This window comes from Paenibacillus septentrionalis, from assembly GCF_042659865.1.
Classification (GTDB): domain Bacteria; phylum Bacillota; class Bacilli; order Paenibacillales; family Paenibacillaceae; genus Pristimantibacillus; species Pristimantibacillus septentrionalis.
The window spans coordinates 150,689-173,288 of the sequence record NZ_JBHSTE010000005.1 but is presented as its reverse complement, the minus strand read 5'-3'; the positions used below and the strand labels follow the sequence as shown (position 1 = coordinate 173,288).

The following is a 22,600-nucleotide window of genomic DNA, read 5'->3' as shown; positions in this document are numbered from 1 at the left end:
AACAAGGTGTATACATTCATGGAATCAAGGTTGTCTTGAAGAAGGTTTTTTCGAAATGAAGGAGGGATGCATAAGTGGCTAAAAAAATCGCACCGCATGGTTATCACACCGTAACACCGCACTTTACAGTAAGAGATGCAAATCAGTTGATTGAGTTTCTGAAAAAGGTGTTTGAAGCAGAAGAGTTAAACCGGGGAACAAGTGAAGGTGGAGCCATCACTCATGCAGAAGTACGAATTGGCGACACGATCGTTGAATTGTCAGAAGGGAATGAGAGGTTCCCGCCGAGAACGAATACGATTCATCTGTTTGTAGCGGATTCAGATGAATGTTATTCACGAGCAATAGCTGCTGGTGCAACATCACTGTACGAGCCGGCGGATATGCCCTATGGAGAACGCAGTGGAGGAGTGGAAGATCCTTTCGGAAACCATTGGTACATAGCGACCTTTACTGGGAGAGAAGGCCATGGTTACTATTGATCAGGTTCGACAATTGGCGCTATCCTTACCGGAAACGGAAGAAGTAGAGCATTGGGGAAAGCCTTCCTTTCGTGTGCGAAACAAAATATTTGCAGTGATCCAATTGGACGGTGTGTCACTGGTCATCAAAACGACAAAGGACGACCTGCTGGCTTACACGACAATGGCACCCGAGGTTTATCGCATACCAGACAGTTTTAGCAATCTGGCTTTCATGATCGTTCGCATGGATCGCGTAGACTCTGGAGAATTCCGCGATTTACTTATGCTGGCATGGAGTCTCGTGTCTCCTAAAAAAGTAGTGAAGGCTTACTATGCAGCAATACAAGGAAGAAAATGAACGATAAAGGAGACATAATAATGGCAAAAGTTTTGATTCATGCTACAACGACACTTGATGGATTTATGGCCGATAAAGACGGTGGTATCGATTGGATGTTTGATTTTGAAGCTGTGGAACAAGATTATGCAGTAGTCAATAAAGTTATGGCGGAAATAGGTGCTATAGTGGGCGGCGCCAACAAAACGAACACAATTGAAGAAGGGGAGATACCGTATGGTGGCATGTTGAAAGTCCCAATATACCTGATGACGCACGAAGCCCATGAACCGATTGAAAAAGATGGTATCACGTACAATTTCGTCGTTAACGATATTAAGCAGGCTGTTGAGGCTGCCAAAGTAAGCGCTGGCGATAGAAGTGTCGCGCTTTTGGGGGGAAGCATCTCCAGGCAATGTCTTAAACTCGGTCTAGTGGATGAAATTGTCTTAGATGTAGTGCCTCTGCTATTGGGTGAAGGCATTTCATTGTTTGGTGGGCTCGGAGAGCGTATTAAGTTGGAGCGGATAGAAACTTCGGCCTTTGTGAGTGAAACTCACCTGCGATACCGGGTTGTGAGGTAACGTATTCTTACTATACATAGTTATACTAACGTCAGCTTTCCGCATGGTATGCAGCGATCAGTGTTGATTCGGTCATTCGTGTAATACGCTGCTTCTGCTTTTGTTTAAGTTTATACTTCATATTGAGCGCCTCTTTCGTATGTGGGATTTGTTCTTTGAGCGGAACATTTTCTCAGTACACAAGAGGCGCTTTTTACATGCAAAGGATGATGTCTAGTAAACCACTGATAACTGATGTAAATATGAGTGTAGATTGATTCTCCATTTGGAATTATACTGGAAAGAACGAAAAGGCGATGCAAGGTGACACTGAGCGGGTTTTCAGACACGCCCTAAAGTTATTGGAGTATTCTAAATTGTGATATACGCCGGATATATACATTTTATACATAACATATAACAGATGAACGTCAAGAACAGGAGTGAATTAATTGAATAATGAAACGTTAGGGATTCCGTTGCCAGGATTTGCTGAGTTCAGTCGAGAGGTAGCTGCACAAGGTGCAGTGCTAATTAAAAATAATAATCATGCATTGCCGCTTAAGAAAGGCGAAAATATCGCGATATTTGGTAGAATTCAAGTGAACTATTATCGCAGCGGGACGGGTTCGGGCGGTAGTGTTCACGTTACGCATACAACCAATTTGCTCGATGGCCTGCGTGCCAAGTCGAATATTCAAGTCAATGAGAAGCTTGCAAGCATCTATGAGCAATGGATCGAAGAAAATCCATTCGATAATGGTGGCGGTGGCTGGGCTGCTGAGCCTTGGCACCAGAAGGAAATGCCGCTTACAGATGAGCTTGTTGCTGAGGCGCGCGGACAATCGGATAAAGCAATAGTAGTCATTGGTCGTACAGCGGGCGAGGATCAGGATAATGCCGATGCGCCCGGCAGTTACCGCCTGACTGATGATGAGCAAGCGATGCTTAAGGCTGTAACGAATCATTTTGAGCACACGATTGTCGTGCTTAATGTATCCAATATTATCGATATGAGCTGGCTGAATGCGAATTACGTGCATCCGATCACTGCTGTTGTTTATGCATGGCACGGAGGCATGGAGGGCGGCAACGCAATTGCGGATGTGCTGGTTGGGGACGTCACACCTAGCGGCAAGCTGACGGATACGATTGCCTACTCGATTAGCGATTATCCGTCCACTAAAAATTATGGCGGTGAAATTGAAAGCATTTATGAAGAGGACATCTATGTAGGCTATCGATATTTTGAAACGTTTTGCCCGGAGAAGGTGCAATTCGAATTTGGCTACGGCTTGTCCTATACAGCATTCAGAGTAAGCACCGAGGATGCGAAACGCGTAGTCGTGGATGGCAGAGACTATATTGAGGTATCAGCTCACGTAACGAATATCGGGGACACGTATAGTGGCAAAGAGGTTGTGCAAGTGTATTACAGCGCACCGCAGGGCAAGCTTGGACAGCCGGTGAAGGTTCTTGCTGGCTTTGCTAAAACACAAGAGCTTCAGCCTGGGCAAACGGAAACGCTAGTTATCCGTTTTCCTATTGATGCGATGGCCTCCTACGATGATGGCGGCGTTACGGGCAAGCGCTCTGCGTATGTACTTGAAGCGGGAGAATATGTGTTTTACGCTGGCAACAGTGTGAAAAACGTACAGAAGCTTGGCTTTGAAGGGGCTGATGCTTATGTGCTGGATGAGCTTCGTGTTGTTGAGCAGTTAAGTGAAGCGCTAGCTCCAACGACAAACTTCAAGCGGATGAAGCCAGGTGCACGACAGGAAGATGGAACCTATGAGCTGGTATATGTTGATGTGCCTACAGGACAGATTTCCTTGCAGGAGCGTATTGAAAGTCGTTTGCCAGAGAGCATTCCGCAAACGGGCGACCAAGGCTATAAGCTGAGAGATGTAAAAGAGAATCGCGTAAGCATGGAGCAGTTTATTGCGCAGCTGAGCGACGATGATCTGGCAATTATTGTGCGTGGGGAAGGTATGAGCAGTCCGCTTGTAACGCCGGGTACAGCATCTGCATTCGGTGGTGTAAGCGATGCGCTGTACAATTACGGCATTCCTGTTGCATGTACAGCTGACGGTCCTTCTGGCATCCGCATGGACAGTGGTCATAAAGCTACTCAAGTAGCAATCGGTACACTGCTTGCAGCCACTTGGGATCTGAAGCTTGTTGAAAAGCTGTATGTAATGGAAGGTCAGGAGCTTGTTAGTAATCAGATCGACACGCTGCTTGGACCAGGCATGAACATCCGCCGCAGTCCGCTTAATGGACGGAACTTTGAATACTTCTCTGAGGACCCGATTGTTACAGGAGCGTTTGCAGCAGCTTGTGTTCGTGGCATTCAGCAAGGCGGCTCCACGGCAACGTTGAAGCATTTTGCTTGCAACAATCAAGAGAAGTATCGGACTAAGGTCAATGCAATCGTATCCGAGCGGGCTTTGCGTGAAATTTACTTGAAGGGCTTCGAGATTGCGGTGAAGGATGCGGGAGCCAATTCCATCATGACCTCCTATAACCCAATTAACGGACACTGGGCTGCGTCCAATTATGATCTTAACACAACCATTCTTCGTGGAGAGTGGGGCTTTACAGGCATTGTGATGACGGACTGGTGGGCCTTGATGAATGATGTTGTACACGGTGGACCGGCTGATGCACGCAATACGAACTTTATGGTTCGCGCGCAAAACGATCTGTATATGGTCGTTAATAATTATGGTGCAGAAATTAATTCGCATGATGACAACACAATCGCCTCGCTTGCAGGTGGTACACTCACACGCGGCGAGCTGCAACGAAGCGCCATGAACATCTGCAGCTTTATTATGAATGCACTTGTGTTTGACAGAAAGCTGGAGGCTCTTGAAAGTGTTGCAGCATTAAAGGCTGACAAAACGCTTACTGATGCTGATACGCACAAGATCAACGACAATGCTCAGGTCAAGCCTGTTGTAGATGGCTCGGTCGTGATGGAGGTCGCAGAAAGCGGTCATTACCGCATCATCGTTCATATTATGTCGCCACATACGAATGTAGCACAAAGCGCATGCAACGTATGGCTAAGCGGTCAGCTTGCTACAACGATTCAGACAAATGGAACAGATGGCAAATGGATCAAGCAAAAGCTGGTCAAGCTTGAACTGGAAGCGGGTCTATATGATCTGAAGCTGGAGTTTACGAAGCCAGGTCTTGTTGTGGACTGGATTGAATTCAAGAAAGTATAAAAAACGCTACGTACCAGAGAGCAAATGAAACTTAAGGGACGTGAACAAAAATTAGTCGTTATCTACTTTTTGTTCACGTCCTTTTTGACTTGTATTGCGATCGGCGAGCACGTAATGACATTGGCCCAGCCTTTTCTGAATATATGTAACATATATAACGGAGAAGGGCGGAGTATACAAGATGGGTTATTTTGTTGAGGTGGAAAAAGGCGTTAAGCTGTTTATTCATGACCTTAATCCTGCTGGTAAAACAACGATCGTATTTATTCATGGCTGGCCATTGAGCCATAAGCAGTTCGAGTATCAATTCAATGTTCTTCCTCAGTATGGTGTTAGGTGTATAGGGCTTGATTGGAGAGGATTCGGCAAATCCGACAAGCCGTATTTTGGCTACGATTTCGATCGATTGGCTGACGATTTGCGAGTCGTTATCGATCAGCTAGGATTGCGTAATGTTATTCTGCTTGGACACTCTACAGGTGGGGCTATAGCGGTTCGTTATATGAGTCGTCATCAAGGCCAAGGGGTATCTGGACTGGTGCTGGTTGATGCGGCAGTTCCAACAGGCATTCCGCCTGAAACGGCAAATTCAATCATTGATCAGACGTTGAATGATCGACCCAACATGCTGATTGATCTAACGAATCAATTTTTCTTTCAATATGCGACTAGGGCGTTTCAGCAATGGTTTGTTGACTTGGGACTGGAGGCTTCCGGGTGGTCAACGGCTGCTATTATGAAGCTGCTGAGTGAAGCTGATTTACATGCTGACTTATCTTCCATTACTGTGCCTACACTTATCCTGCACGGCATTCATGATCAAGTTATACCGTTTTCTCAAGCAGAGGCACTGCAGAAGCAGCTGCCAACCTCACAGCTCATTCCTTTGTTATATAGCGGCCATGGCGGGTTCTGGGAGGAACGGGAAAGATTTAATCGGGTTGTGCTGGAGTGGCTTGGACTTGTTCAACAAGAATAGATGCTCAGATAGAATCTGAAAATAGGAGCTGCCTGCTAGTCATTAGTAGCGGGTTGCTCCTTTTTTGTTATTAACATTAATATAATAGTTATTGATTAACATTAATGTTGTCAATATTGAGTTGGTATAGTAATATGTTTGTTAATGAATAACGGTTTTATTAATAAATTATCAGGGGGCAATTCTATGATAAAGAGAAAGCAAGTACAACAAAATGTAGACGCTTACATATCAGCCGAAGAAGCTATTGTACGCCCTAAAATTTCATCATTTTTTCAAACGCTAGGCGCAAAGCTATTTTTGTTTTTTGTCGTTAGTATGGTTGTGACGGTTATTACGGTTGGCTTAGTCTCTTATTATGTCTCCAGCTCTGCAATGGAGAAAAAGGTATCGGAAGTTGCGACACAAAGCTTGCAGCAAACTTCAGAAAAGCTGGATTATCTGCTGAACTTTTATGAGAATATATCGATCCAGCTAGCGTTGGACCAAAGCTTTATGGGAGATCTCGCCTATCGCTTGAATCTCATCGATGTTGGAGCCTCTGAGAACCAGAGTCGAATGAATGTAGAAGGAAGAATCATGGATAAGCTTAAGCATACGGCAACAACAAACAAGGTATATATTCAGCTGTTTGATGAGCATATCTATACACAGGTGGATACGGGCAGAGATTATGTATCGGCGTTGTTCTCCTCTAACAACGGGACAGCGGCAATTAGCTTTTATCAACCATATTTTCAATCGGTCATTGAAGGTAATGGCAAGGCGGTCTGGCTTGGGGCAATTCCGAAGGGAGCAATAGGCTCTGAAACGGTCTATATCTCAATGGGCAAGCTGCTTAAAACAAATAGTGGAAATTACTTGCTGTTTATTGAATTTAAAGAAGAGGTTATAGCCGAGGCGCTAGCAAATTTGGAATTAAGCGGCGGTCAACTGCCTGAGCTAATTACGGCTTCAGGTGAGCTCGTTTACACGGATAATCGTTATGAGGAGACATCCAGTTCACTTGATAAGCAAGTGGATTCGACAAATGATCAGAAGTCAATACATGAACAATCTTCTTTGCAAGCAACTGTCTCGGAAGCAGCTGATGTCGATATCGCAAGTGAAGCGACTGCTGATGAAACGGCGCCCCTTCAACGAAGAACGCATGGGATCTATCTGCTTCCAGAACAAGCGGAACAAAGCGGCTCATATATTCAAGACGAGAAGCTAGTTGTTTACAGCACTTCCGAGCGGACAGGCTGGAGTCTAATTCAAGGTATGCCACTTCGAGAGCTTACTCAGGGAATCGACAACATCTTGACCGTTACGTTGGTGTTAATAGGTGGAGCCATTGTTGTCGCGGTCTTGTTAGGAGGCGCAATTGCACGCTTGATCAGTATTCCGATACAAGAGATATCCTCTCTAATGAAACAGGTTGAGCAGGGTAATTTGTCTGTACGCATGCAGAGCAGGCGAAAGGATGAGATTGGGTTGCTGGGACAAAGTTTTAATCAGATGGCAGAGAATATTAGTGGATTAATTTCTCGAACAAGCGGGGCGCTGGATTATGTGCTTGCCACGGCACAAAAACTTCAGCATGTATCACGGCAAATGGATACCTCAGCGAAAGAAATTGCAGCAGCGACAGATGAAATCGCCCGTGGTGCGGATGTATTGTCCTCTCAATCCGAAGAGGGCAGCGTTCATGCCGCCTCTATTCAGGATGAAATGTCTACGCTGATGGAAAACAATCTAATCATGCAGCAGCATGCCATAAATGTAAAGGAAGAAAGCCATCAGGGTATTGTACAGATGAAGAGGCTGCTTGATAAAACAACGAAAGGCGAGCTGCTGACGCGCCATACGATGGAAAGTGCGCAGCAGTTATCGGCTCGTGCAAGAGAAATCGGAAAAATACTAGAGCTTCTGGATAATATCGCAAAGCACACCAATCTGTTATCGCTTAATGCAGCGATTGAGGCATCGCGAGCAGGCGAGAACGGACGCGGATTTATGGTAGTTGCCAAAGAAATTCGTCAGCTTGCGGATCAATCACGCGAATCCATCGTTGTTGTGAACCAAATTATTGGCACGATAGTCGAAGAAATTGAACGTACGGTGCAGGCATTAGATGACAGCTATCCGATCTATCAGGAACAAATGCTTGTGTCGAAGCAGGTTGATTCGGTGTTTAGAGATGTCGATGCTCGAATGAATGATTTTGTTGAGAAAATCAATGAAACAGCAGGATCAGCTAATAAGCTGCATCTTGCGCAATCAACCTTGTCGGAGATGATCCTGCATGTCAGTGCAACAGCTGAGCAATCAACAGCGATATCTGAAGAGGTGGCGTCAACCTCAACGAATCAATTAACGATCAGCTCTGAGCTGGTACAGGTATCTGAGCAGCTTCATCAGCTGTCGAAGGAATTGAAGGAAATGCTGGCACAATTTCAAGTGAAATCAGATTAGTTAGCTAATCAATGAATCACCTTCTGATTGGATCATTATGACTCCCATAATGTGGTACATGGCAGGAGTATGCTATAGTTAGAAATAAGAATACTAACAAGAAGACGATAAGAAGGAAGGTCAATGTAATATGGAGGAACGTTCAACCGCATTCGGCTGGAATTGGGATAACAGCTACGCGCGTTTGCCCGAGTCATTGTTCAGCATGCAGCAGCCTACACCAGTATCTTATCCGCAATTTGCTGTATTCAATGAGTCATTGGCTAAAACGCTGGGCTTGAATATAGATGCGCTTGATTCGGAGGAAGGAGCAGAGATCCTTGGCGGCAATGCGCTTGCTGTAGGGTCGCAGCCGCTTGCGCAGGCATATGCGGGCCATCAATTTGGACATTTTACAATGCTTGGAGACGGTCGGGCCTTGCTGCTCGGCGAGCATATTACGCCAAACGGGCAACGGGTAGATATTCAGCTCAAAGGAGCTGGACGAACGCCTTATTCTCGAGGGGGAGATGGTCGAGCCGCTTTAGGACCAATGCTAAGAGAATATATTATAAGCGAAGCGCTATTTGGTCTTGGTATTCCTACAACACGCAGCTTGGCAGTTGTAGAAACAGGAGAAGAAGTACAGCGTGAAACAAGACTGCCAGGCGCGATCCTAACCCGAGTGGCAGACAGTCATTTACGTGTCGGAACATTCCAGTATGCCGCTAACTGGGCTGGGCCGGAAGTACTGCAGCAGCTTGTAGATTATACAATTACTCGTCACTACCCGGCGATCGCGATGGATGAGCAGCGCACGCTAGAGCTGCTGAAAGCCGTTGTTAAGCGTCAAGCTAAGCTTATATCGCAATGGCAGCTGGTCGGTTTTATTCATGGTGTTATGAACACAGACAATATGTCTATAAGCGGACAGTCGATAGACTTCGGACCGTGTGCCTTTATGAACGCTTACGATCCAGATACGGTGTTTAGCTCGATTGATAGACAAGGACGATATGCATACGGCAATCAACCACAAATCGCGGGCTGGAATTTGGCGCGATTTGCAGAAGCGCTGCTCCCGGTCCTGCATGCCGATTCATCTATAGCTTTAGAGCAGGCTCAAGATGCAGTGATGGAGTTCAGCGCGCACTATGAGCAGTACTGGCTGCAAGGCATGCGTGCAAAGCTCGGGCTTATGAATGAACAAGAAGATGATAAACAGCTTGCCTTTGACTTGCTGGCCATGATGCAGCATGTAAAGGCCGATTACACGAACACCTTCCGCGACATGACGCTTCAGCAATGGAGCAGCTTAGCCATAGCCAAGCATCAAAATTGGCAGCAATGGTTTGATCGCTGGCAGCAGCGTATAGAGGGCCAGTCTGAAGACAAGCAGCAGTCAAGCAACCAGATGCGCAGCAGTAATCCAGTTGTTATCCCGCGCAATCATCTCGTAGAGGAAGCGTTGGAAGCAGCGGTTAACGAAGGGGATTATGAGAAGCTGGAACGGTTTGTCTCCGTATTGCAAAATCCTTATCGTTATGATGAGCAGCACGGCATCTACAGCGAGCCTCCGTCTGAACAGCTGGATTGCAGCTATGTGACGTATTGCGGGACGTAATACGAAATAAAAAAGCAAGCCATAAGAACAATAAGCAGGCAGGACTTTCGCCACGAAAAGTCCTGCTTTAATTTTTGTTTCGATTGCTTCAAAATATGTTCATGTGTTAAGCTGCAACATTTTTACGAGTTGTACGTATTTGACTCCAAGACCCTTTTTTAGGGTCAACTCATCTACTGAAGGAGTGAGCCGTTTATGGAGCAGCGTGCAGCGTATGTTGGAGTCGTATACAGTACACAACGAATTGGAAATCAACGAAGCATTCAACTGGATGGTGCTGATAAATTCGGTTTGATCGTGCATTGTGATGAACATACTGAACTGTATGGTATGCATGGTGAAGAGATTACCTTCGATAAGCTTGAGGTTGGCATGACTGTACAGATCAAGCATCGTGAAGCTATGACGATGAGTATTCCCCCGCATACCTATGCGTATCAAGTCAACGTATTATAAGAGAATTTGAATAGAGCTAGAAGGACATGTGATGATTGGAAAAGGTTTTATCAGATTTCGAGATATTATAGAACGTATGCCTCCGATTAAGTCACTTACGAAAGAGCAGTTGCTTACTGAGGATCTGCTGATGGAGCGAATTGAACCTTTGGACATTTACTACGCTCCACATAATGAAGTCATCATGGAGCATGCCAAGCTTATGATTGTAGGCTTAACACCGGGCTTTCACCAAATGAAGCTGGCACTAGCAGAAGCACAGGCAGCGATTCTTGAAGGAGACAGTGACGAGCAAGCGTGCATGCGGGCCAAGCAAACAGCTCGATTCGCTGGAGTGATGCGAGTTAATCTTATTACGATGCTTGATCAGCTAGGCATAGACAATTGGCTAGGCTTAAACAGCTGTGAAGATTTGTTTGCACAGCATGCTTACTGGCTCAATTCCACCTCTGTTATTCCATACCCAGCATTTTTGCATGGTCGCAACTATACAGGGTCGCAGCCTCATTTACTGAAGCATAAAATGCTGACTGCGTATGCCAAGCTGCATATGCATGACCAGCTTGAAAAGGTTCCGTCCATTCCTGTGATCCCACTTGGCAAGCAGGTGGAGGGCTTGCTGCGATTGCTCGTAGAGGATCAAGTAATTGATCAGCAGCGTATATTATGGGGATTTCCACATCCTTCTGGGGCAAATGGACATAGGTTGCGGCAATTTGCAGAACACTTGCCTAGTATGAGTAGACAAGTAACGGAGTGGGCGAATCAATCGTAGGACAAGCAGAAAAGGAGTGAAATTGGAGACAAATTCTGCTTCTTTTCTAATATCTATCTAATGAAACAGAGCCAATTTAAACACCGTTTTATGATATAGTATGTTTAATTGAATTCAAAGGAGCGCATAATGCGTCAATGTCACTTAAGCTTAAATATTTAATACTAGCCGTTGCTATGTTATCTATTCTTCTTACATTTTTCAGCAGTACCTTATCCGGCTACCGGATGAACAAACAGAACTTGATTGAAAGTACAATTGAGACTAACCGGGTTTATGCTCAAAAATTATCCAATACGACGAATATGTTTTTCTCGATGACGATGCAGACCCTGCAATACAGCTCAGAGATGCTGGCCCCTTTAATTAAGGATGGACGAGATTCAGCGCTGCTATTAACAGAAGCGAATCGTTTGAAGTACCAGACAGATACGCTTAATTCCATTATCATTGCTGCTGCTGATGGGGAAATACTAGCGGCTTCACCGCAAACATTGGATCTTGTAGGCAAAATGATTGATTCTAAAGAGGGCAAGCAGGCGTTGAGTGAGCAGCGGCCTTTTATATCTAACCCTTACCAATCGATGACAGGCCGTTTCATCATATTTATATCGCATCCGATTTTTGACGACGAAGGAACGTATATGGGAATCGTTGGCGGGTCGATTATTTAATGGAAGACAACATTTTGTATGATTTGCTTGGTGAGCATTTTTATCAGGACGACTCCTATGTTTATGTCGTGGATAAAGAAGGCAGAATTATTTATCATCAGGACACTGAGCGTATAAATGATGTGGTTAATGAAAATCTCGTTGTGCAGAAGCTGATGAACAAGGAAAGCGGTGCAGAGCGGATTGTGAACAGCCGCGAGGTCGATATGCTCGCAGGATATGCCTATGTTCCAGAGACGGGCTGGGGAATTGTCGCGCAGCGGCCTACAGAGATCGCGCTCAAACCTAACCATGCAATGATACGACAGATGATTATTAATTCGCTGCCGTCACTGCTGCTGTCTATTGTGCTTGTCTTTTTTATAGCAAAGCTCATTGCTATGCCATTGCAAAAGATGGCGCTGCTAACGGAAGACAGTACGCAGCAGAATCCGAGCAACCAGCTTCGAAAAGTAAATGCATGGTATTATGAAGCCATTCGATTAAAGCGTGCTTTAACGTCAAGCTTGGGCTTCTTGCATGATAAGGTAGATCATATTACGCATGAATCACAAACAGATGCGCTTACTCAGTTGACGAATCGGCGAACGTTAGACAGTCTGCTTAGACTATGGGTGGGTGAGCAAACTCGGTTTGCACTAATCGTGATCGATATTGATCATTTCAAACGCATTAATGATACGTATGGTCATGCAGTTGGCGATCAGGTGCTCGTGTATTTGGCGAATACGATGAAAGCTGCGGCGGGAGAACATGCAGTGTGCTGTAGATACGGTGGTGAGGAATTTGTTGTTTTGCTGCCTGATAAAGGCTTGGCAGAGGCTTGGGAAATTGCAGAACGCGTACGGCTAGCAGTATGTGCGGAAGCAAGTCCATGCGGCGAAAAGATCACCATATCCGCAGGTGTAGCGGCCTTTCCTGAACAGGCAGATAATACGGTGGATCTATTTCATTTAGCTGACCAGCGCTTGTATGAAGCGAAAAGAAACGGGCGAAATCGAACGGCAACTGGTTTGTCGGAAAAGCTTTCTTGATAAACTGCTGTTATACTTATCATAAATGAGCTGTAATGAATAATAATTGTACGTTGAGGGATGCTATTATTGAGGTGATAATAATGGCTAAAAAAGGGATGAGAAGACCAGACCCTAGAGAACCCCATGGCACAGAAAGCAATCATAAAATGCATTTACCTAAAAACGATATGCCGCCAGTTCCTGAAATTCAAGGAAAAGCTAAAAATAAGTAGGCTTTTGCTCTGAAATCACTAATTTATAACGGCATAAGAAAAGCTCTGCGCGTTTGTAAAACGGCAGGGCTTTTTATTATGTCTCATAGTCCTGTGCGGCATATACTTGCTGATTGGAACGTTTCCTTCTACATAGCTAGTCCGAATTAAATAATAGTTCTAGGTTTTTACATAATGCAACCTGTATTGGAAATACTATTCACATCATCCAATAGGAGGGATTATGTTGAGCAAAGAGCATGACGACCATTCGATGCTGACGAATCGTCAAGGGCATCCTGTAACAAACAATCAAAACGTCCGAACGGTGGGCAATCGCGGACCGACGACACTTGAAAATTATGACTTTTTGGAAAAAATCAGCCACTTTGACCGCGAACGTATCCCTGAACGGGTTGTACATGCTCGCGGTGCAGGAGCCCACGGTTACTTTCAGTCATATGGGACGGTGGATGGGAAACCGATCTCCCAATATACCAGAGCTAAAGTCTTTACGAATACAGAGGTGCAAACCCCTGTCTTTGTTCGTTTTTCTACCGTCGTGCACGGTGGACACTCTCCTGAGACGCTGCGTGATCCAAGGGGCTTCTCCATTAAGTTTTATACCGAGGATGGCAACTGGGATCTTGTCGGCAACAATTTGAAAATATTTTTTATTCGCGATCCATTAAAATTCCCGGATATGGTTCATGCTTTTAGACCAGATCCGGTGACAAACGTTTCCAATCCGGAGCGCATGTTCGACTTTTTAGGCAAAACGCCTGAAGCGACTCATATGCTAACCTTTTTGTTTTCACCATGGGGCATCCCGGCAAATTATCGACAAATGCAGGGCTCAGGTGTTCATGCCTATCGTTGGGTTAATGCGGAAGGGAAATCAGTGCTTGTCAAGTATCACTGGGAGCCGCTGCAAGGCATTCGCAATTTGACGCAAAAGCAAGCGGATGAAATTCAAAAGCACAGCTACGATCATGCTACACTTGACCTGTATGAGGCAATTGAACGCGGTGATTATCCTGAATGGGAGCTCTATGTTCAAATTATAGAGGATCATGACCACCCTGACCTTGATTTTGATCCGCTCGACCCGACAAAGCTGTGGTATAAGGATCAATTCCCATGGCATAAAGTAGGTAAAATGGTTTTGAACAAAAATCCTGACAACTATTTTGCTGAAGTGGAGCAGGTCGCATTTGGTACTGGGGTGCTTGTCGATGGCCTGGATTTTTCTGATGACAAACTACTTCAAGGCAGAACGTTCTCGTATTCCGATACGCAGCGTCATCGCGTAGGGGCCAACTACTTACAGCTCCCGATAAACCGTCCGAGAACTCATGTAGCAACGAATCAGGAAGCGGGTCAGATGGACTACCGTACTGATTTTGGTAAAGACCAGAATAAGCATGTCAACTACGAACCTTCCTTTATTGGCAGATTGGTGGAGGCCGAGAACCCAGGCAAGGAGTTTACGCCTTATATTGAGGGCAACCTGGTACGTGAGACGATTTCACGCGAAAACAATTTTGGCCAAGCTGGAGAAACGTATCGCCGCCTTAGCGATTGGGAGCGTGATGAATTGATTTCCAATCTTGTCGCGAATCTAGCCGTATGTCGGAAAGAGATTCAAGACGCACATATCGCCAATTTTACAGCTGCTGATCCAGAGTACGGCAGACGTATCGTAGAAGGGCTTAAAGCGCTGGGAGAGCAGCCAACGAAAAATGAGGTTGCTGTTCATGAAGCGATGGAGCTTGGCGAGCCTTCTGATCCATATTAATGATCATGGCGACATAGAAACTGACAAATACTTAGCTTAGGCGCCTTCTTGTAGAAATGGTGTATCCTTCTACAAGGAGGCTTTTTGATGTGAATATGTAATGCTATAAATTTGATCTTTTTTCGTCGGGCGCTAGGCACATGTGTAAAGCATGAAGAATACGATATTACGAAAGTGAGGATGATCGTATGACTTGGACGTTACCGATTGAAATAAAAACACGCAAGGCTCGTTTAAGGGAAGAGCTGGTCGTATATTATCCGCAGGTAGTTGGCTTAGCGGATCATGCATGGCAGAAAACCGTTAATACAATGATTGCAAGGCAAGCGCAGGAGCTTGTAGATGAGCAGACAGGCGGGGATTTCTCTTCTATCAGCTATATGCTCGGTTATTATGAGCTGAAAAATAATCAGCGCAATATATTGAGCTTAACGCAAATTAATGAAATATACCGCGAGCATGCTGCACATGGTATGAGGGTGGTGCGATCGTTAACCTTCGATACGAAGAAGAAGCGGGTATATAGTCTTTCCCAGCTGTTTAAGCCGGGAAGTGCATATGTGGAGAGGCTATCTGCACTAGTAGCAGAGCAAATCAAGCAGCGCGACATTGGGTTATTGGCTCCGTTTGAGGGAATATCACCCGAGCAGTCGTTTTATATTGCTGATAAATCGCTAGTACTGTATTTTCAGCTGTATGAGCTAACGCCATATGCGTTCGGCTTTCCGTTTTTCCCGATCTCGGTGTATGAGCTTGCAGACATAATAGACGAAGATGGACCGTTAGGAATTATGGCGGTTAATCAATAGTATGCATATAAAACAAGCCTCTTGCTGGAAAAGCAAGAGGCTTGTTTTATATGCATTATGGCAAAATATTGCCTGCAGCAAGGAAGATTGCATACCATTCCTCGCGCGTTAGTGTAATTTCGCTTGCTTTCGCGCAGTCTGCGATACGGCCAAGGTTCATTGTACCTGTAACTGGCTGCATGTTGGCAGGATGACGCAATAGCCAAGCGATTGCGATTGTTGTATTGCTCACGTTGTATTTTTCAGCAATCTCATTAATTTTTGCGTTCAGCTCAGGGAATTTCTCATTATCGAGGAATACGCCTTCGAAAAATCCGTATTGGAAAGGAGACCATGGCTGAATCGTAATGTCATTTAGTCGGCAGAAGTCTAAAATGCTGCCATCGCGGTTTACTGCAGCCGCATTTTCCATGTTAACGTTAAAGCCTTGGGAGATCATTGTTGCATTCGTGATGCTGAGCTGCAGCTGATTCGCTACAATCGGTTGTTTTACATACTTTTGCAACAGCTGAATTTGCATCGGATTTTGATTGGATACGCCGAAGTGACGAACCTTTCCAGTGCGTTCAAGCTGATCGAAGGCTTCTGCAACCTCTTCCGGTTCTACTAAGGTGTCTGGGCGATGAAGCAGCAGAACATCAAGATAATCGGTCCGCAAGCGCTGAAGGATTCCGTCTACGGATTGCAGGATATGCTCTTTCGAGAAGTCGAACATTCCTTTGCGAATACCGCATTTTGATTGAAGAATCATTTTTTCACGTACATCATCATTCATATGTACAGCATCAGCGAAGATGGATTCACAATTTCCACCGCCATAAATATCAGCATGATCAAAGAAATTGGCGCCAAGCTCCAAGGAAGTTTGAACAAAGCGTTCTGCTTCTTGTTTATCCAATGAATTAATACGCATGCAGCCAACAGCAATAACGGGTACTTCAAGATTTGAGGTGCCTAGCTTAATTGTTCTCATGTTACACACTCCCATTTTAGATATCCTGTACAGCATCGATCTATGCAAGATGAAGGTTTTACTGGACTGTACACTTGTATTTTGCCATATTGCAAACGAACCATGCAATGGCATGAACGATGGTTTGTATGGTATAAAACAAGCATATTTCCATCTTTGACGCATTTTTAAGCGTTATACAGTGTTTTATCAGTCCAACTCAGATATAGCGGAAAATGGTTAGGCTGGAAAATGTTTTTTTGAACAATATGGTGAAAATCCATTAACATCCTGCAAATTTTTGATATGCTGTATTGAGAAGTATTTTCAATTGGATGGAGTGATGGTCTCAGATGAAGGATGTATATGATGTAACAATTATTGGCGGTGGGCCAAGTGGTTTATATAGTGCGTTTTATGCGGGACTAAGAGATCTCAAGACGAAGCTGATTGAATTTCAGCCTCATTTGGGAGGTAAAGTACACATATATCCTGAAAAATTCATTTGGGATGTCGGAGGGCTTCCGGCAACCCCTGGTCATCAACTAATTGAAAATTTAGTTAAGCAAGGCTTGACGTTTCATCCGACGGTGCTGCTGAATACGAAGGTAGAGCATATCTCGAAGCAAGATGACTGCTATGTCTTGACTACCCAAACAGGGGAACTGCATTATTCAAAAACCGTTATTGTTGCTGTTGGCGGCGGTATTATTAAGCCGATGAAGCTCGAGCTGGAAGGCGCAGAGAAATTTGAAATGTCCAATTTGCATTATACGGTTCGCGGCATTCAGCGTTTCCAGGATAAGCGCGTGCTTATTTCAGGCGGTGGCAATGCAGCGATCGACTGGGCATGTGATCTGCTTGAGGTTGCTGCGCATATTACAGTGGTGTATCGCGGAGAGGAGCTTCCTGCCCATGAAGCGCATGTAAAGAAGCTTAAAGATCATGGAGTGCCGATCTATACACATTCCCAGATCAAAGCATTAGTCGCTCATCCTAATCGCAGTGAAATCGCAGAAGTGGTCGTAGAAAACCAGCAGACACAGTCGCTTATGACGGTGCAGCCAGATGAAGTGCTTATTAATCACGGGTATAATCGTGATCACTCGCTAAGCTACGATCAAGACATCGAGCCTGAGCGTGATGAGGCTTACAACTATTACATTATGACCAATCCAAAATGCGAGTCGAGCGCGCCTGGACTGTACGCAGTCGGCGATGCAGTCGAATATAATGGAAAGGTACACCTGATTGCAGGCGCATTTCAGGATGCAGTAAATGCGGTCAATTCAGCCAAACGCTATATTGAGCCGGAGGCGCTGGAGTATGGCATGGTATCTTCACACAATGAGCATTTCAAAGCAAAAAACAAAGAGCTGATCAAGCAAGCGCTTAAGGATAAGCAGCCACAATAATGGCGACCTATTAGGCAGTGCCGATAGTAGTGAGAGGGAAATCGTCTTGCTACTATCGGCACTGCTTTTTTAACATTACAAAGCTGGCGGGCTGTGTTACAATCATTAGCAGATATCTTTTAGCACTGAAATTTATGGTAGCGCATACATTTGGTATGGCAAGGAGGAGGTTTATGCATGACGAAGCAGCATATTGCAATGAATCAATTGGGGTACCGTCCACAGGATCGTAAGCTTGCCGTTATTCAAGAGCAGACAGGCGTATATCGCATCGTAAACGAGCAAACAGGCGAGGTTGCATGGGAAGGCGAGACGTCAGCTCTGCAAGCCGATCAGGCGAGTGGTGCAAAGGTATCCCAGCTTGACTTCACAAGTCTAAAAGAGGTAGGACAATACCGAATTGAAGGCAATGGAGATCGTTCATGGACCTTCACAATTGATGGCCGTGTATATGATGATGTTCAGGTTGCCGTGCTGAAAGCCTTTTATTATTTACGCTGTGGCGTAGAGCTTACTTCTGAATATGCAGGACCTTGGAAGCATGGGGCTTGTCATACATCTCCTGTTATTGTATATGATCAGCCAGACAAGACGATCGATGGTACAGGCGGATGGCATGATGCCGGAGATTATGGGAAGTATATCGTTGCTGCTGGCAAAGCTGTAGCGGATATGCTGCTTGCCTATGAGCTCTATCCACATGCGTTTGATCGCAAGGTTCCGTTGCCGGAAAGCGATGAGCGGATGGTGGATGTGCTGCATGAAGTCAAGGTCGAGCTGGATTGGATGCTGAAGATGCAGGATCAAGACACAGGCGGCGTCTACCACAAGCTGACAACATTGCAGTTCCCGCCGCTTGATACAATGCCTGAAGAAGATACAGCAGAATTGTATGCGCTGCCAATTTCGGCGTGTGCAACAGCAAGCTTTGCTGCAACGATGGCAATGGCAGCAAGAGTGTATCGCAGGCTGGATCAACCATATGCCGAACGCTGTCTTGATGCGGCGAAGCAAGCGTGGAAGTGGCTTGAAGCGAATCCTCAAACGCCTGGTTTCAAAAATCCAGTGGATGTTGGGACAGGTGAGTATGGAGATGAAAACGATTGGGATGAGCGCTACTGGGCTGCGGCAGAGCTGTATCGTGCGACAGGAGAAGCAGAATACCATCAGGTGTTGCTGCAAAGTGTAAAAGCTTTGGGTTTTAATCTTACAGCACTAGGCTGGAGTGATATGGGCGGTTATGGTACGATCTCATATTTGCTGTGCGAACATGAACGTGATGAAGCAATCGTTGGCGTGTTGAAGAAGGCGTTGTCGCAGCGGGCGGCAGAGCTTGCTCAAGTGAGTGAGAAGGACGGTTACGGTATATCGCTACTACCAGAGGACTATCGCTGGGGCAGCAATATGGACGTGATGAATCATGCCATGCTTCTGCTGCTGACACAGCATATAGAAGGGCATCATCGCTATGAAGGAATTGCAGCTGCGCATGTTCACTACTTGCTTGGTATGAATGTGAATGAGATCAGCTACATAAGCGGGTATGGTCATACTGCAATGGCTTATCCGCATCACCGTCCATCGGTAGGCGATGGCATTGAAGCGCCTGTCCCGGGAATGGTGTCGGGTGGACCTAACAAAAATTTGCAGGATGAATATGCGGCCAAGCACTTGCAGGGCAAGGCTCCTGCAGCATGCTATGCCGATCATGAGGATAGCTACGCTACTAATGAAGTGACAATCTATTGGAACTCGCCTGCCTTATTTGTACTTTCTCATTTTGTGCATAAATAGGATCACGAACCAGAACACAATTGATGTATTAACCAGCACAGCCGCGAATCACGATATGAAGTGAATCGCGGCTGTGTTGAACATTTACTGTATAAAAAGATAGTGAAAATAAACTTCTGGGACTATAAATCGACATCATATGACATATCCGTTAGCAACTGATTATGTATGCTATGCTAATTGAAGCGGACATTATGCTATTAGTCAGGCATCACTTTTATGATGGCTTTTCTAGTACGTGGTCCATCAAATTCGCAGAAGTAGATCCCTTGCCATACACCTAGAACGAGCTCGCCTTGGTGAAGGATTACAGTAGCGCTTGAACCTGTTGTAATCGCTTTAAGATGGGCGGCGGTGTTGCCTTCTGCATGCAGGTCAAGCTTATGATGCCACGGATATATCTCATCCAGTCTGCGCAGCACATCTGTCACAACATCAGGGTCCGCGTTTTCATTGATTGCAATTCCTGCTGTGGTATGAGGACAATAGATAAGTACTTGTCCTTCTGTTACGCCTGTTGAACGCACATATTGCTTCACTTGGCTGGTAATGTCGATCATTGCATCGTGCTTTTGGGTTGAAATGGTTAACGTGTGGATCATCGCCATAAATGAATGCTCCGTTCCTAGATACGAACAGCGGTTCCGCTAACGGCAACCATTAGCATACCTTCGCGAATAACTTCATAGTCAATATCTACTCCAATGATTGCATTCGCACCTACTCGCTCAGCCTTAGCTTGCATTTCCGCCATAGCAGCATCTCGTGCTTCTTGAAGCTTGCTTTCATAGGCGCCGGAACGACCTCCTACAATATCAGTAATAGAAGCTAAAAAATCTCGAACAACGTTAGCCCCCATTATGACCTCGCCAGTAGCTACGCCGAGATATTGCTTAACGGGATATCCCTCAATGATGGATGTTGTAGTAATAATCATCTTGACTCCTCCTTTATCACAATAATGGTTGATGTATGAATGAAAGTGCAACCTGATCTTACATTAATATAGCATAGGCAACCAAATATACCAAAAAACAATGGCATGATTGTATAGAGGTATAGAACGGAGTGGACAAGCATACATATAGGACATAAATCATGAGATAAGCATGCTTATGACAGTATAAATGTACGGAACGACACTATAGCTGGGTCGAAATGATGGATGATCGGAGAGTGGAAAGATGACAAAGCACGTCAAAAACAAACTTGGATATGAGTCGGCTAATACCGATTATTTGCGACAGCTAGAGCAAGAGAAGCTTAAATTGGCTCGAGAGCTGCATGATACTGCATTGCAGGAGCAGGTTATCGCGATGCGTGAGCTCGACGCCCTATTAGGCGAGCCGATTATGCAAGAGAGGCTTGAGCTGAAAAAAAGATTGATGCGAATTCGTGAGCAGCAAGCTAGCAGCATTTATCTACTGCGTGATTTTTGTCAGACGCAGTACGCGCCCAGATTAGCAGAAGGAGAGTTGAAAAGCCAGCTCGAATTTTTGCTCGACCGGCTTCAGCTTCGCACCAATATTGAGGTGGAGTACGTTAACACCTGGCAACAGGAAGGGCTTGGCGGAGAAAGAGCACTGCATGTATATCGCATTATACAAGAATTGCTCCACAATACAGAAAAGCATGCCAACGCCAAAAGAGTCGAACTGAAGCTGTCTCAAGATAATGGTTATTACAAGCTAGAATATCGCGATGACGGTGTAGGCATGGAACGGATCGATCTGGCGGCCATCGCTAAGCTCGGGTTGAAGGGCATATATAGCCGAGCAGAATGTCTTCATGCAGACATTAAGTTAAGAAGCGGGCAATATGCTGGATTTCATTGCATCCTTCACATTCCGATTTCAACGTTATCGGTTCATCTTGATCGAGCCTAGCTTGCTACAACGAATAGTGTGCGGATACTTGTCTGCGATAGTCGGTAGGAGGCATGCCATTATACTTCTTGAATACACGACTAAAATAAAAGCTATCATGGTAGCCAACGAGCTCGGCCACTTGAGCAACGGTGTAATGTTGAGCTCTTAGCAGCTCCCGAGATCGTTTCATGCGACAGCTTGTCATATAGTGATTCGGAGTCATGCCTGTATAGCGTTCGAATAAATAGGCAAAGCGCCTTCTTTCAATGCCGATGATCTGAGCAATTTCTGTGACAGAAATGGGCTGATGATAGTGCTGATGCATGAATTCGACTGCTTGCTGCATAAGCTCTGATTTTTTCATTCTGGCTTGTTGTTGTGCCGCCTGCAGCATATGCTGAAGAACAAGAAAGAAGCTTGCCTTCGCTTTTATTCTGGTGATCGGTGCAGGTTGTTGGTACAGATTCAACAATGCATCTAGCTGCTGCTGCAAGTCTGCCTGTTTGCCTGTATACAGCACGAAGCTTTGCTCGGATAAAGAAAAAGGATGATGGTTTGATTCCAGATTGCGGTAGTTCAATACGGTGTATTGCCAAGCGGTTATCACCTGGATATTCAACTTTCTTTTCGAAGGCGTATGCAAAATGAAGCCTGGCTCAAGCTTGTATAGTTCTCCATCAATCGTTACAACAGCGCTGCCACCTGAGGTTAATACAAATGAACAACTGTCCGCAGCGGTATAAGAAGGAGTCCAGTTAGAATCCATCGTAATGGAATTAGAATAGCTGTCCACGAAAAGCAGAGGGGCATCTGCAAAATAGTCTACTAGTTGATGAGCGGGTATATTCATCGTCACCTAACCTCCATAAAATCGGTGCGTTCTCAATGATACTGATAATTATTATCAATAAAAGTCTAGCAAATTGGATTCGCATTGTACATGGACTATTTACAAATTAGTACGAAGTTCAATGAAGGAAAAATCAGCACATTAACCTTGTTTGACTGTCTTTTTCATGAACAATTAACGAATAAAATGATTGTAAATCTCGGTGCATCATTGGATGACTCGAGATTTTTTTGTGAGCCAATATTTGCACTGGACTATAACTATTGCATACGAATATAACTATTGCTCTAAGTCATATTTTTTGTCCAACTAAAAAAATGTTGCACTAGTACAAAATTCAAC

The 22,600-nt window shown here is 45.0% G+C and carries 20 protein-coding genes and 1 pseudogene; 17 read left to right on the top strand and 4 right to left on the bottom strand.

Features of this window, described 5'->3' with window-relative positions; genetic code table 11:
- Positions 1–74 precede the first annotated feature (74 nt).
- The 14 genes and pseudogenes from ACFP56_RS15665 (at position 75) to ACFP56_RS15600 (ending at position 15,379) form a co-directional block, all read left to right on the top strand.
- Positions 75–482, top strand: coding sequence for a VOC family protein (locus ACFP56_RS15665; RefSeq protein WP_011246263.1), 408 nt, complete (start codon positions 75–77; stop codon positions 480–482).
- Entirely contained in the window at positions 469–822 is a 354-nt protein-coding gene (locus tag ACFP56_RS15660) for an MmcQ/YjbR family DNA-binding protein (protein WP_011246262.1), read from the top strand. The genes ACFP56_RS15665 and ACFP56_RS15660 overlap by 14 nt, the downstream gene beginning before the upstream one ends.
- Before the next feature lie 20 nt (positions 823–842).
- The gene (locus tag ACFP56_RS15655; RefSeq protein WP_379236209.1) at positions 843–1,385 is read left to right on the top strand and encodes a dihydrofolate reductase family protein; all 543 of its coding nucleotides are present in this window, start codon (positions 843–845) and stop codon (positions 1,383–1,385) included.
- A 431-nt stretch (positions 1,386–1,816) separates the two neighbouring features.
- A complete protein-coding gene (locus tag ACFP56_RS15650) occupies positions 1,817–4,600 on the top strand; it encodes a glycoside hydrolase family 3 C-terminal domain-containing protein (protein ID WP_379236207.1) in 2,784 nt (927 codons plus the stop codon).
- A gap of 181 nt (positions 4,601–4,781) precedes the next feature.
- A complete protein-coding gene (locus ACFP56_RS15645) occupies positions 4,782–5,579 on the top strand; it encodes an alpha/beta fold hydrolase (RefSeq protein ID WP_379236205.1) in 798 nt (265 codons plus the stop codon).
- Positions 5,580–5,765: 186 nt separating this feature from the next.
- Positions 5,766–8,036: a methyl-accepting chemotaxis protein gene (locus tag ACFP56_RS15640; protein WP_379236203.1), complete on the top strand. Its 2,271-nt coding sequence runs from the start codon at positions 5,766–5,768 to the stop codon at positions 8,034–8,036.
- Between the two features lie 130 nt (positions 8,037–8,166).
- Positions 8,167–9,639, top strand: a complete 1,473-nt coding sequence (locus tag ACFP56_RS15635; RefSeq protein WP_379236201.1) for a protein adenylyltransferase SelO — start codon at positions 8,167–8,169, stop codon at positions 9,637–9,639.
- A 195-nt stretch (positions 9,640–9,834) separates the two neighbouring features.
- Positions 9,835–10,095 carry a hypothetical protein gene (locus ACFP56_RS15630; RefSeq protein WP_379236199.1) on the top strand — a complete coding sequence of 87 codons (261 nt, stop codon included), beginning with the start codon at positions 9,835–9,837 and terminating at the stop codon, positions 10,093–10,095.
- A gap of 31 nt (positions 10,096–10,126) precedes the next feature.
- Positions 10,127–10,870, top strand: coding sequence for a hypothetical protein (locus tag ACFP56_RS15625; RefSeq protein WP_379236197.1), 744 nt, complete (start codon positions 10,127–10,129; stop codon positions 10,868–10,870).
- A 137-nt stretch (positions 10,871–11,007) separates the two neighbouring features.
- Positions 11,008–11,544 (top strand): PDC sensor domain-containing protein, encoded by a 537-nt coding sequence (locus ACFP56_RS15620; RefSeq protein WP_379236195.1) that lies wholly within the window; start codon positions 11,008–11,010, stop codon positions 11,542–11,544.
- Positions 11,544–12,578, top strand: coding sequence for a diguanylate cyclase (locus tag ACFP56_RS15615; protein WP_379236193.1), 1,035 nt, complete (start codon positions 11,544–11,546; stop codon positions 12,576–12,578). Before ACFP56_RS15620 ends, ACFP56_RS15615 begins: the two co-directional genes overlap by 1 nt.
- Before the next feature lie 83 nt (positions 12,579–12,661).
- The gene (locus ACFP56_RS15610; RefSeq protein ID WP_379236191.1) at positions 12,662–12,793 is read left to right on the top strand and encodes a hypothetical protein; all 132 of its coding nucleotides are present in this window, start codon (positions 12,662–12,664) and stop codon (positions 12,791–12,793) included.
- Positions 12,794–13,022: 229 nt separating this feature from the next.
- Positions 13,023–14,570, top strand: a pseudogene (locus ACFP56_RS15605) (catalase); the annotation flags it as partial.
- Between the two features lie 188 nt (positions 14,571–14,758).
- Positions 14,759–15,379 (top strand): RsiV family protein, encoded by a 621-nt coding sequence (locus ACFP56_RS15600; protein WP_379236189.1) that lies wholly within the window; start codon positions 14,759–14,761, stop codon positions 15,377–15,379.
- A 55-nt stretch (positions 15,380–15,434) separates the two neighbouring features.
- On the opposite strand, the gene ACFP56_RS15595 is transcribed toward ACFP56_RS15600, so the two are convergent.
- A complete protein-coding gene (locus tag ACFP56_RS15595; RefSeq protein ID WP_379236187.1) occupies positions 15,435–16,352 on the bottom strand; it encodes an aldo/keto reductase in 918 nt (305 codons plus the stop codon).
- Positions 16,353–16,684: 332 nt separating this feature from the next.
- On the opposite strand from ACFP56_RS15595, the gene ACFP56_RS15590 reads away from it, so the two are divergent.
- Together ACFP56_RS15590 and ACFP56_RS15585 are read left to right on the top strand one after the other, a co-directional pair.
- On the top strand, positions 16,685–17,746 hold the full coding sequence (locus ACFP56_RS15590; RefSeq protein ID WP_379236185.1) for an NAD(P)/FAD-dependent oxidoreductase: 1,062 nt from the start codon (positions 16,685–16,687) through the stop codon (positions 17,744–17,746).
- A 177-nt stretch (positions 17,747–17,923) separates the two neighbouring features.
- Entirely contained in the window at positions 17,924–19,540 is a 1,617-nt protein-coding gene (locus ACFP56_RS15585; RefSeq protein ID WP_379236183.1) for a glycoside hydrolase family 9 protein, read from the top strand.
- A gap of 200 nt (positions 19,541–19,740) precedes the next feature.
- Here the strand turns inward: ACFP56_RS15585 and ACFP56_RS15580 are convergent, their stop codons facing one another.
- Together ACFP56_RS15580 and ACFP56_RS15575 are read right to left on the bottom strand one after the other, a co-directional pair.
- Positions 19,741–20,142 carry a secondary thiamine-phosphate synthase enzyme YjbQ gene (locus tag ACFP56_RS15580; protein ID WP_379236769.1) on the bottom strand — a complete coding sequence of 134 codons (402 nt, stop codon included), beginning with the start codon at positions 20,140–20,142 and terminating at the stop codon, positions 19,741–19,743.
- Positions 20,143–20,165: 23 nt separating this feature from the next.
- Entirely contained in the window at positions 20,166–20,477 is a 312-nt protein-coding gene (locus tag ACFP56_RS15575) for a YbjQ family protein (protein WP_379236181.1), read from the bottom strand.
- A 247-nt stretch (positions 20,478–20,724) separates the two neighbouring features.
- Between ACFP56_RS15575 and ACFP56_RS15570 the strand changes: the two genes are divergently transcribed.
- Positions 20,725–21,426 (top strand): sensor histidine kinase, encoded by a 702-nt coding sequence (locus ACFP56_RS15570; RefSeq protein WP_379236179.1) that lies wholly within the window; start codon positions 20,725–20,727, stop codon positions 21,424–21,426.
- 4 nt (positions 21,427–21,430) lie between these two features.
- On the opposite strand, the gene ACFP56_RS15565 is transcribed toward ACFP56_RS15570, so the two are convergent.
- Positions 21,431–22,258: a helix-turn-helix domain-containing protein gene (locus ACFP56_RS15565; RefSeq protein ID WP_379236177.1), complete on the bottom strand. Its 828-nt coding sequence runs from the start codon at positions 22,256–22,258 to the stop codon at positions 21,431–21,433.
- Positions 22,259–22,600 lie beyond the last annotated feature (342 nt).

Excerpts from the sequence above, each read along its gene's own strand:
- ACFP56_RS15660 (WP_011246262.1), top strand. The coding sequence starts at position 469 with ATGGTTACTATTGATCAGGTTCGACAATTGGCGCTATCCTTACCGGAA.
- ACFP56_RS15655 (WP_379236209.1), top strand. The coding sequence starts at position 843 with ATGGCAAAAGTTTTGATTCATGCTACAACGACACTTGATGGATTTATG.
- ACFP56_RS15645 (WP_379236205.1), top strand. The coding sequence starts at position 4,782 with ATGGGTTATTTTGTTGAGGTGGAAAAAGGCGTTAAGCTGTTTATTCAT.
- ACFP56_RS15640 (WP_379236203.1), top strand. The coding sequence starts at position 5,766 with ATGATAAAGAGAAAGCAAGTACAACAAAATGTAGACGCTTACATATCA.
- ACFP56_RS15635 (WP_379236201.1), top strand. The coding sequence starts at position 8,167 with ATGGAGGAACGTTCAACCGCATTCGGCTGGAATTGGGATAACAGCTAC.
- ACFP56_RS15630 (WP_379236199.1), top strand. The coding sequence starts at position 9,835 with ATGGAGCAGCGTGCAGCGTATGTTGGAGTCGTATACAGTACACAACGA.
- ACFP56_RS15625 (WP_379236197.1), top strand. The coding sequence starts at position 10,127 with ATGATTGGAAAAGGTTTTATCAGATTTCGAGATATTATAGAACGTATG.
- ACFP56_RS15620 (WP_379236195.1), top strand. The coding sequence starts at position 11,008 with ATGTCACTTAAGCTTAAATATTTAATACTAGCCGTTGCTATGTTATCT.
- ACFP56_RS15615 (WP_379236193.1), top strand. The coding sequence starts at position 11,544 with ATGGAAGACAACATTTTGTATGATTTGCTTGGTGAGCATTTTTATCAG.
- ACFP56_RS15610 (WP_379236191.1), top strand. The coding sequence starts at position 12,662 with ATGGCTAAAAAAGGGATGAGAAGACCAGACCCTAGAGAACCCCATGGC.
- ACFP56_RS15600 (WP_379236189.1), top strand. The coding sequence starts at position 14,759 with ATGACTTGGACGTTACCGATTGAAATAAAAACACGCAAGGCTCGTTTA.
- ACFP56_RS15595 (WP_379236187.1), bottom strand. The coding sequence starts at position 16,352 with ATGAGAACAATTAAGCTAGGCACCTCAAATCTTGAAGTACCCGTTATT.
- ACFP56_RS15590 (WP_379236185.1), top strand. The coding sequence starts at position 16,685 with ATGAAGGATGTATATGATGTAACAATTATTGGCGGTGGGCCAAGTGGT.
- ACFP56_RS15585 (WP_379236183.1), top strand. The coding sequence starts at position 17,924 with ATGACGAAGCAGCATATTGCAATGAATCAATTGGGGTACCGTCCACAG.
- ACFP56_RS15580 (WP_379236769.1), bottom strand. The coding sequence starts at position 20,142 with ATGATCCACACGTTAACCATTTCAACCCAAAAGCACGATGCAATGATC.
- ACFP56_RS15575 (WP_379236181.1), bottom strand. The coding sequence starts at position 20,477 with ATGATTATTACTACAACATCCATCATTGAGGGATATCCCGTTAAGCAA.
- ACFP56_RS15570 (WP_379236179.1), top strand. The coding sequence starts at position 20,725 with ATGACAAAGCACGTCAAAAACAAACTTGGATATGAGTCGGCTAATACC.
- ACFP56_RS15565 (WP_379236177.1), bottom strand. The coding sequence starts at position 22,258 with ATGAATATACCCGCTCATCAACTAGTAGACTATTTTGCAGATGCCCCT.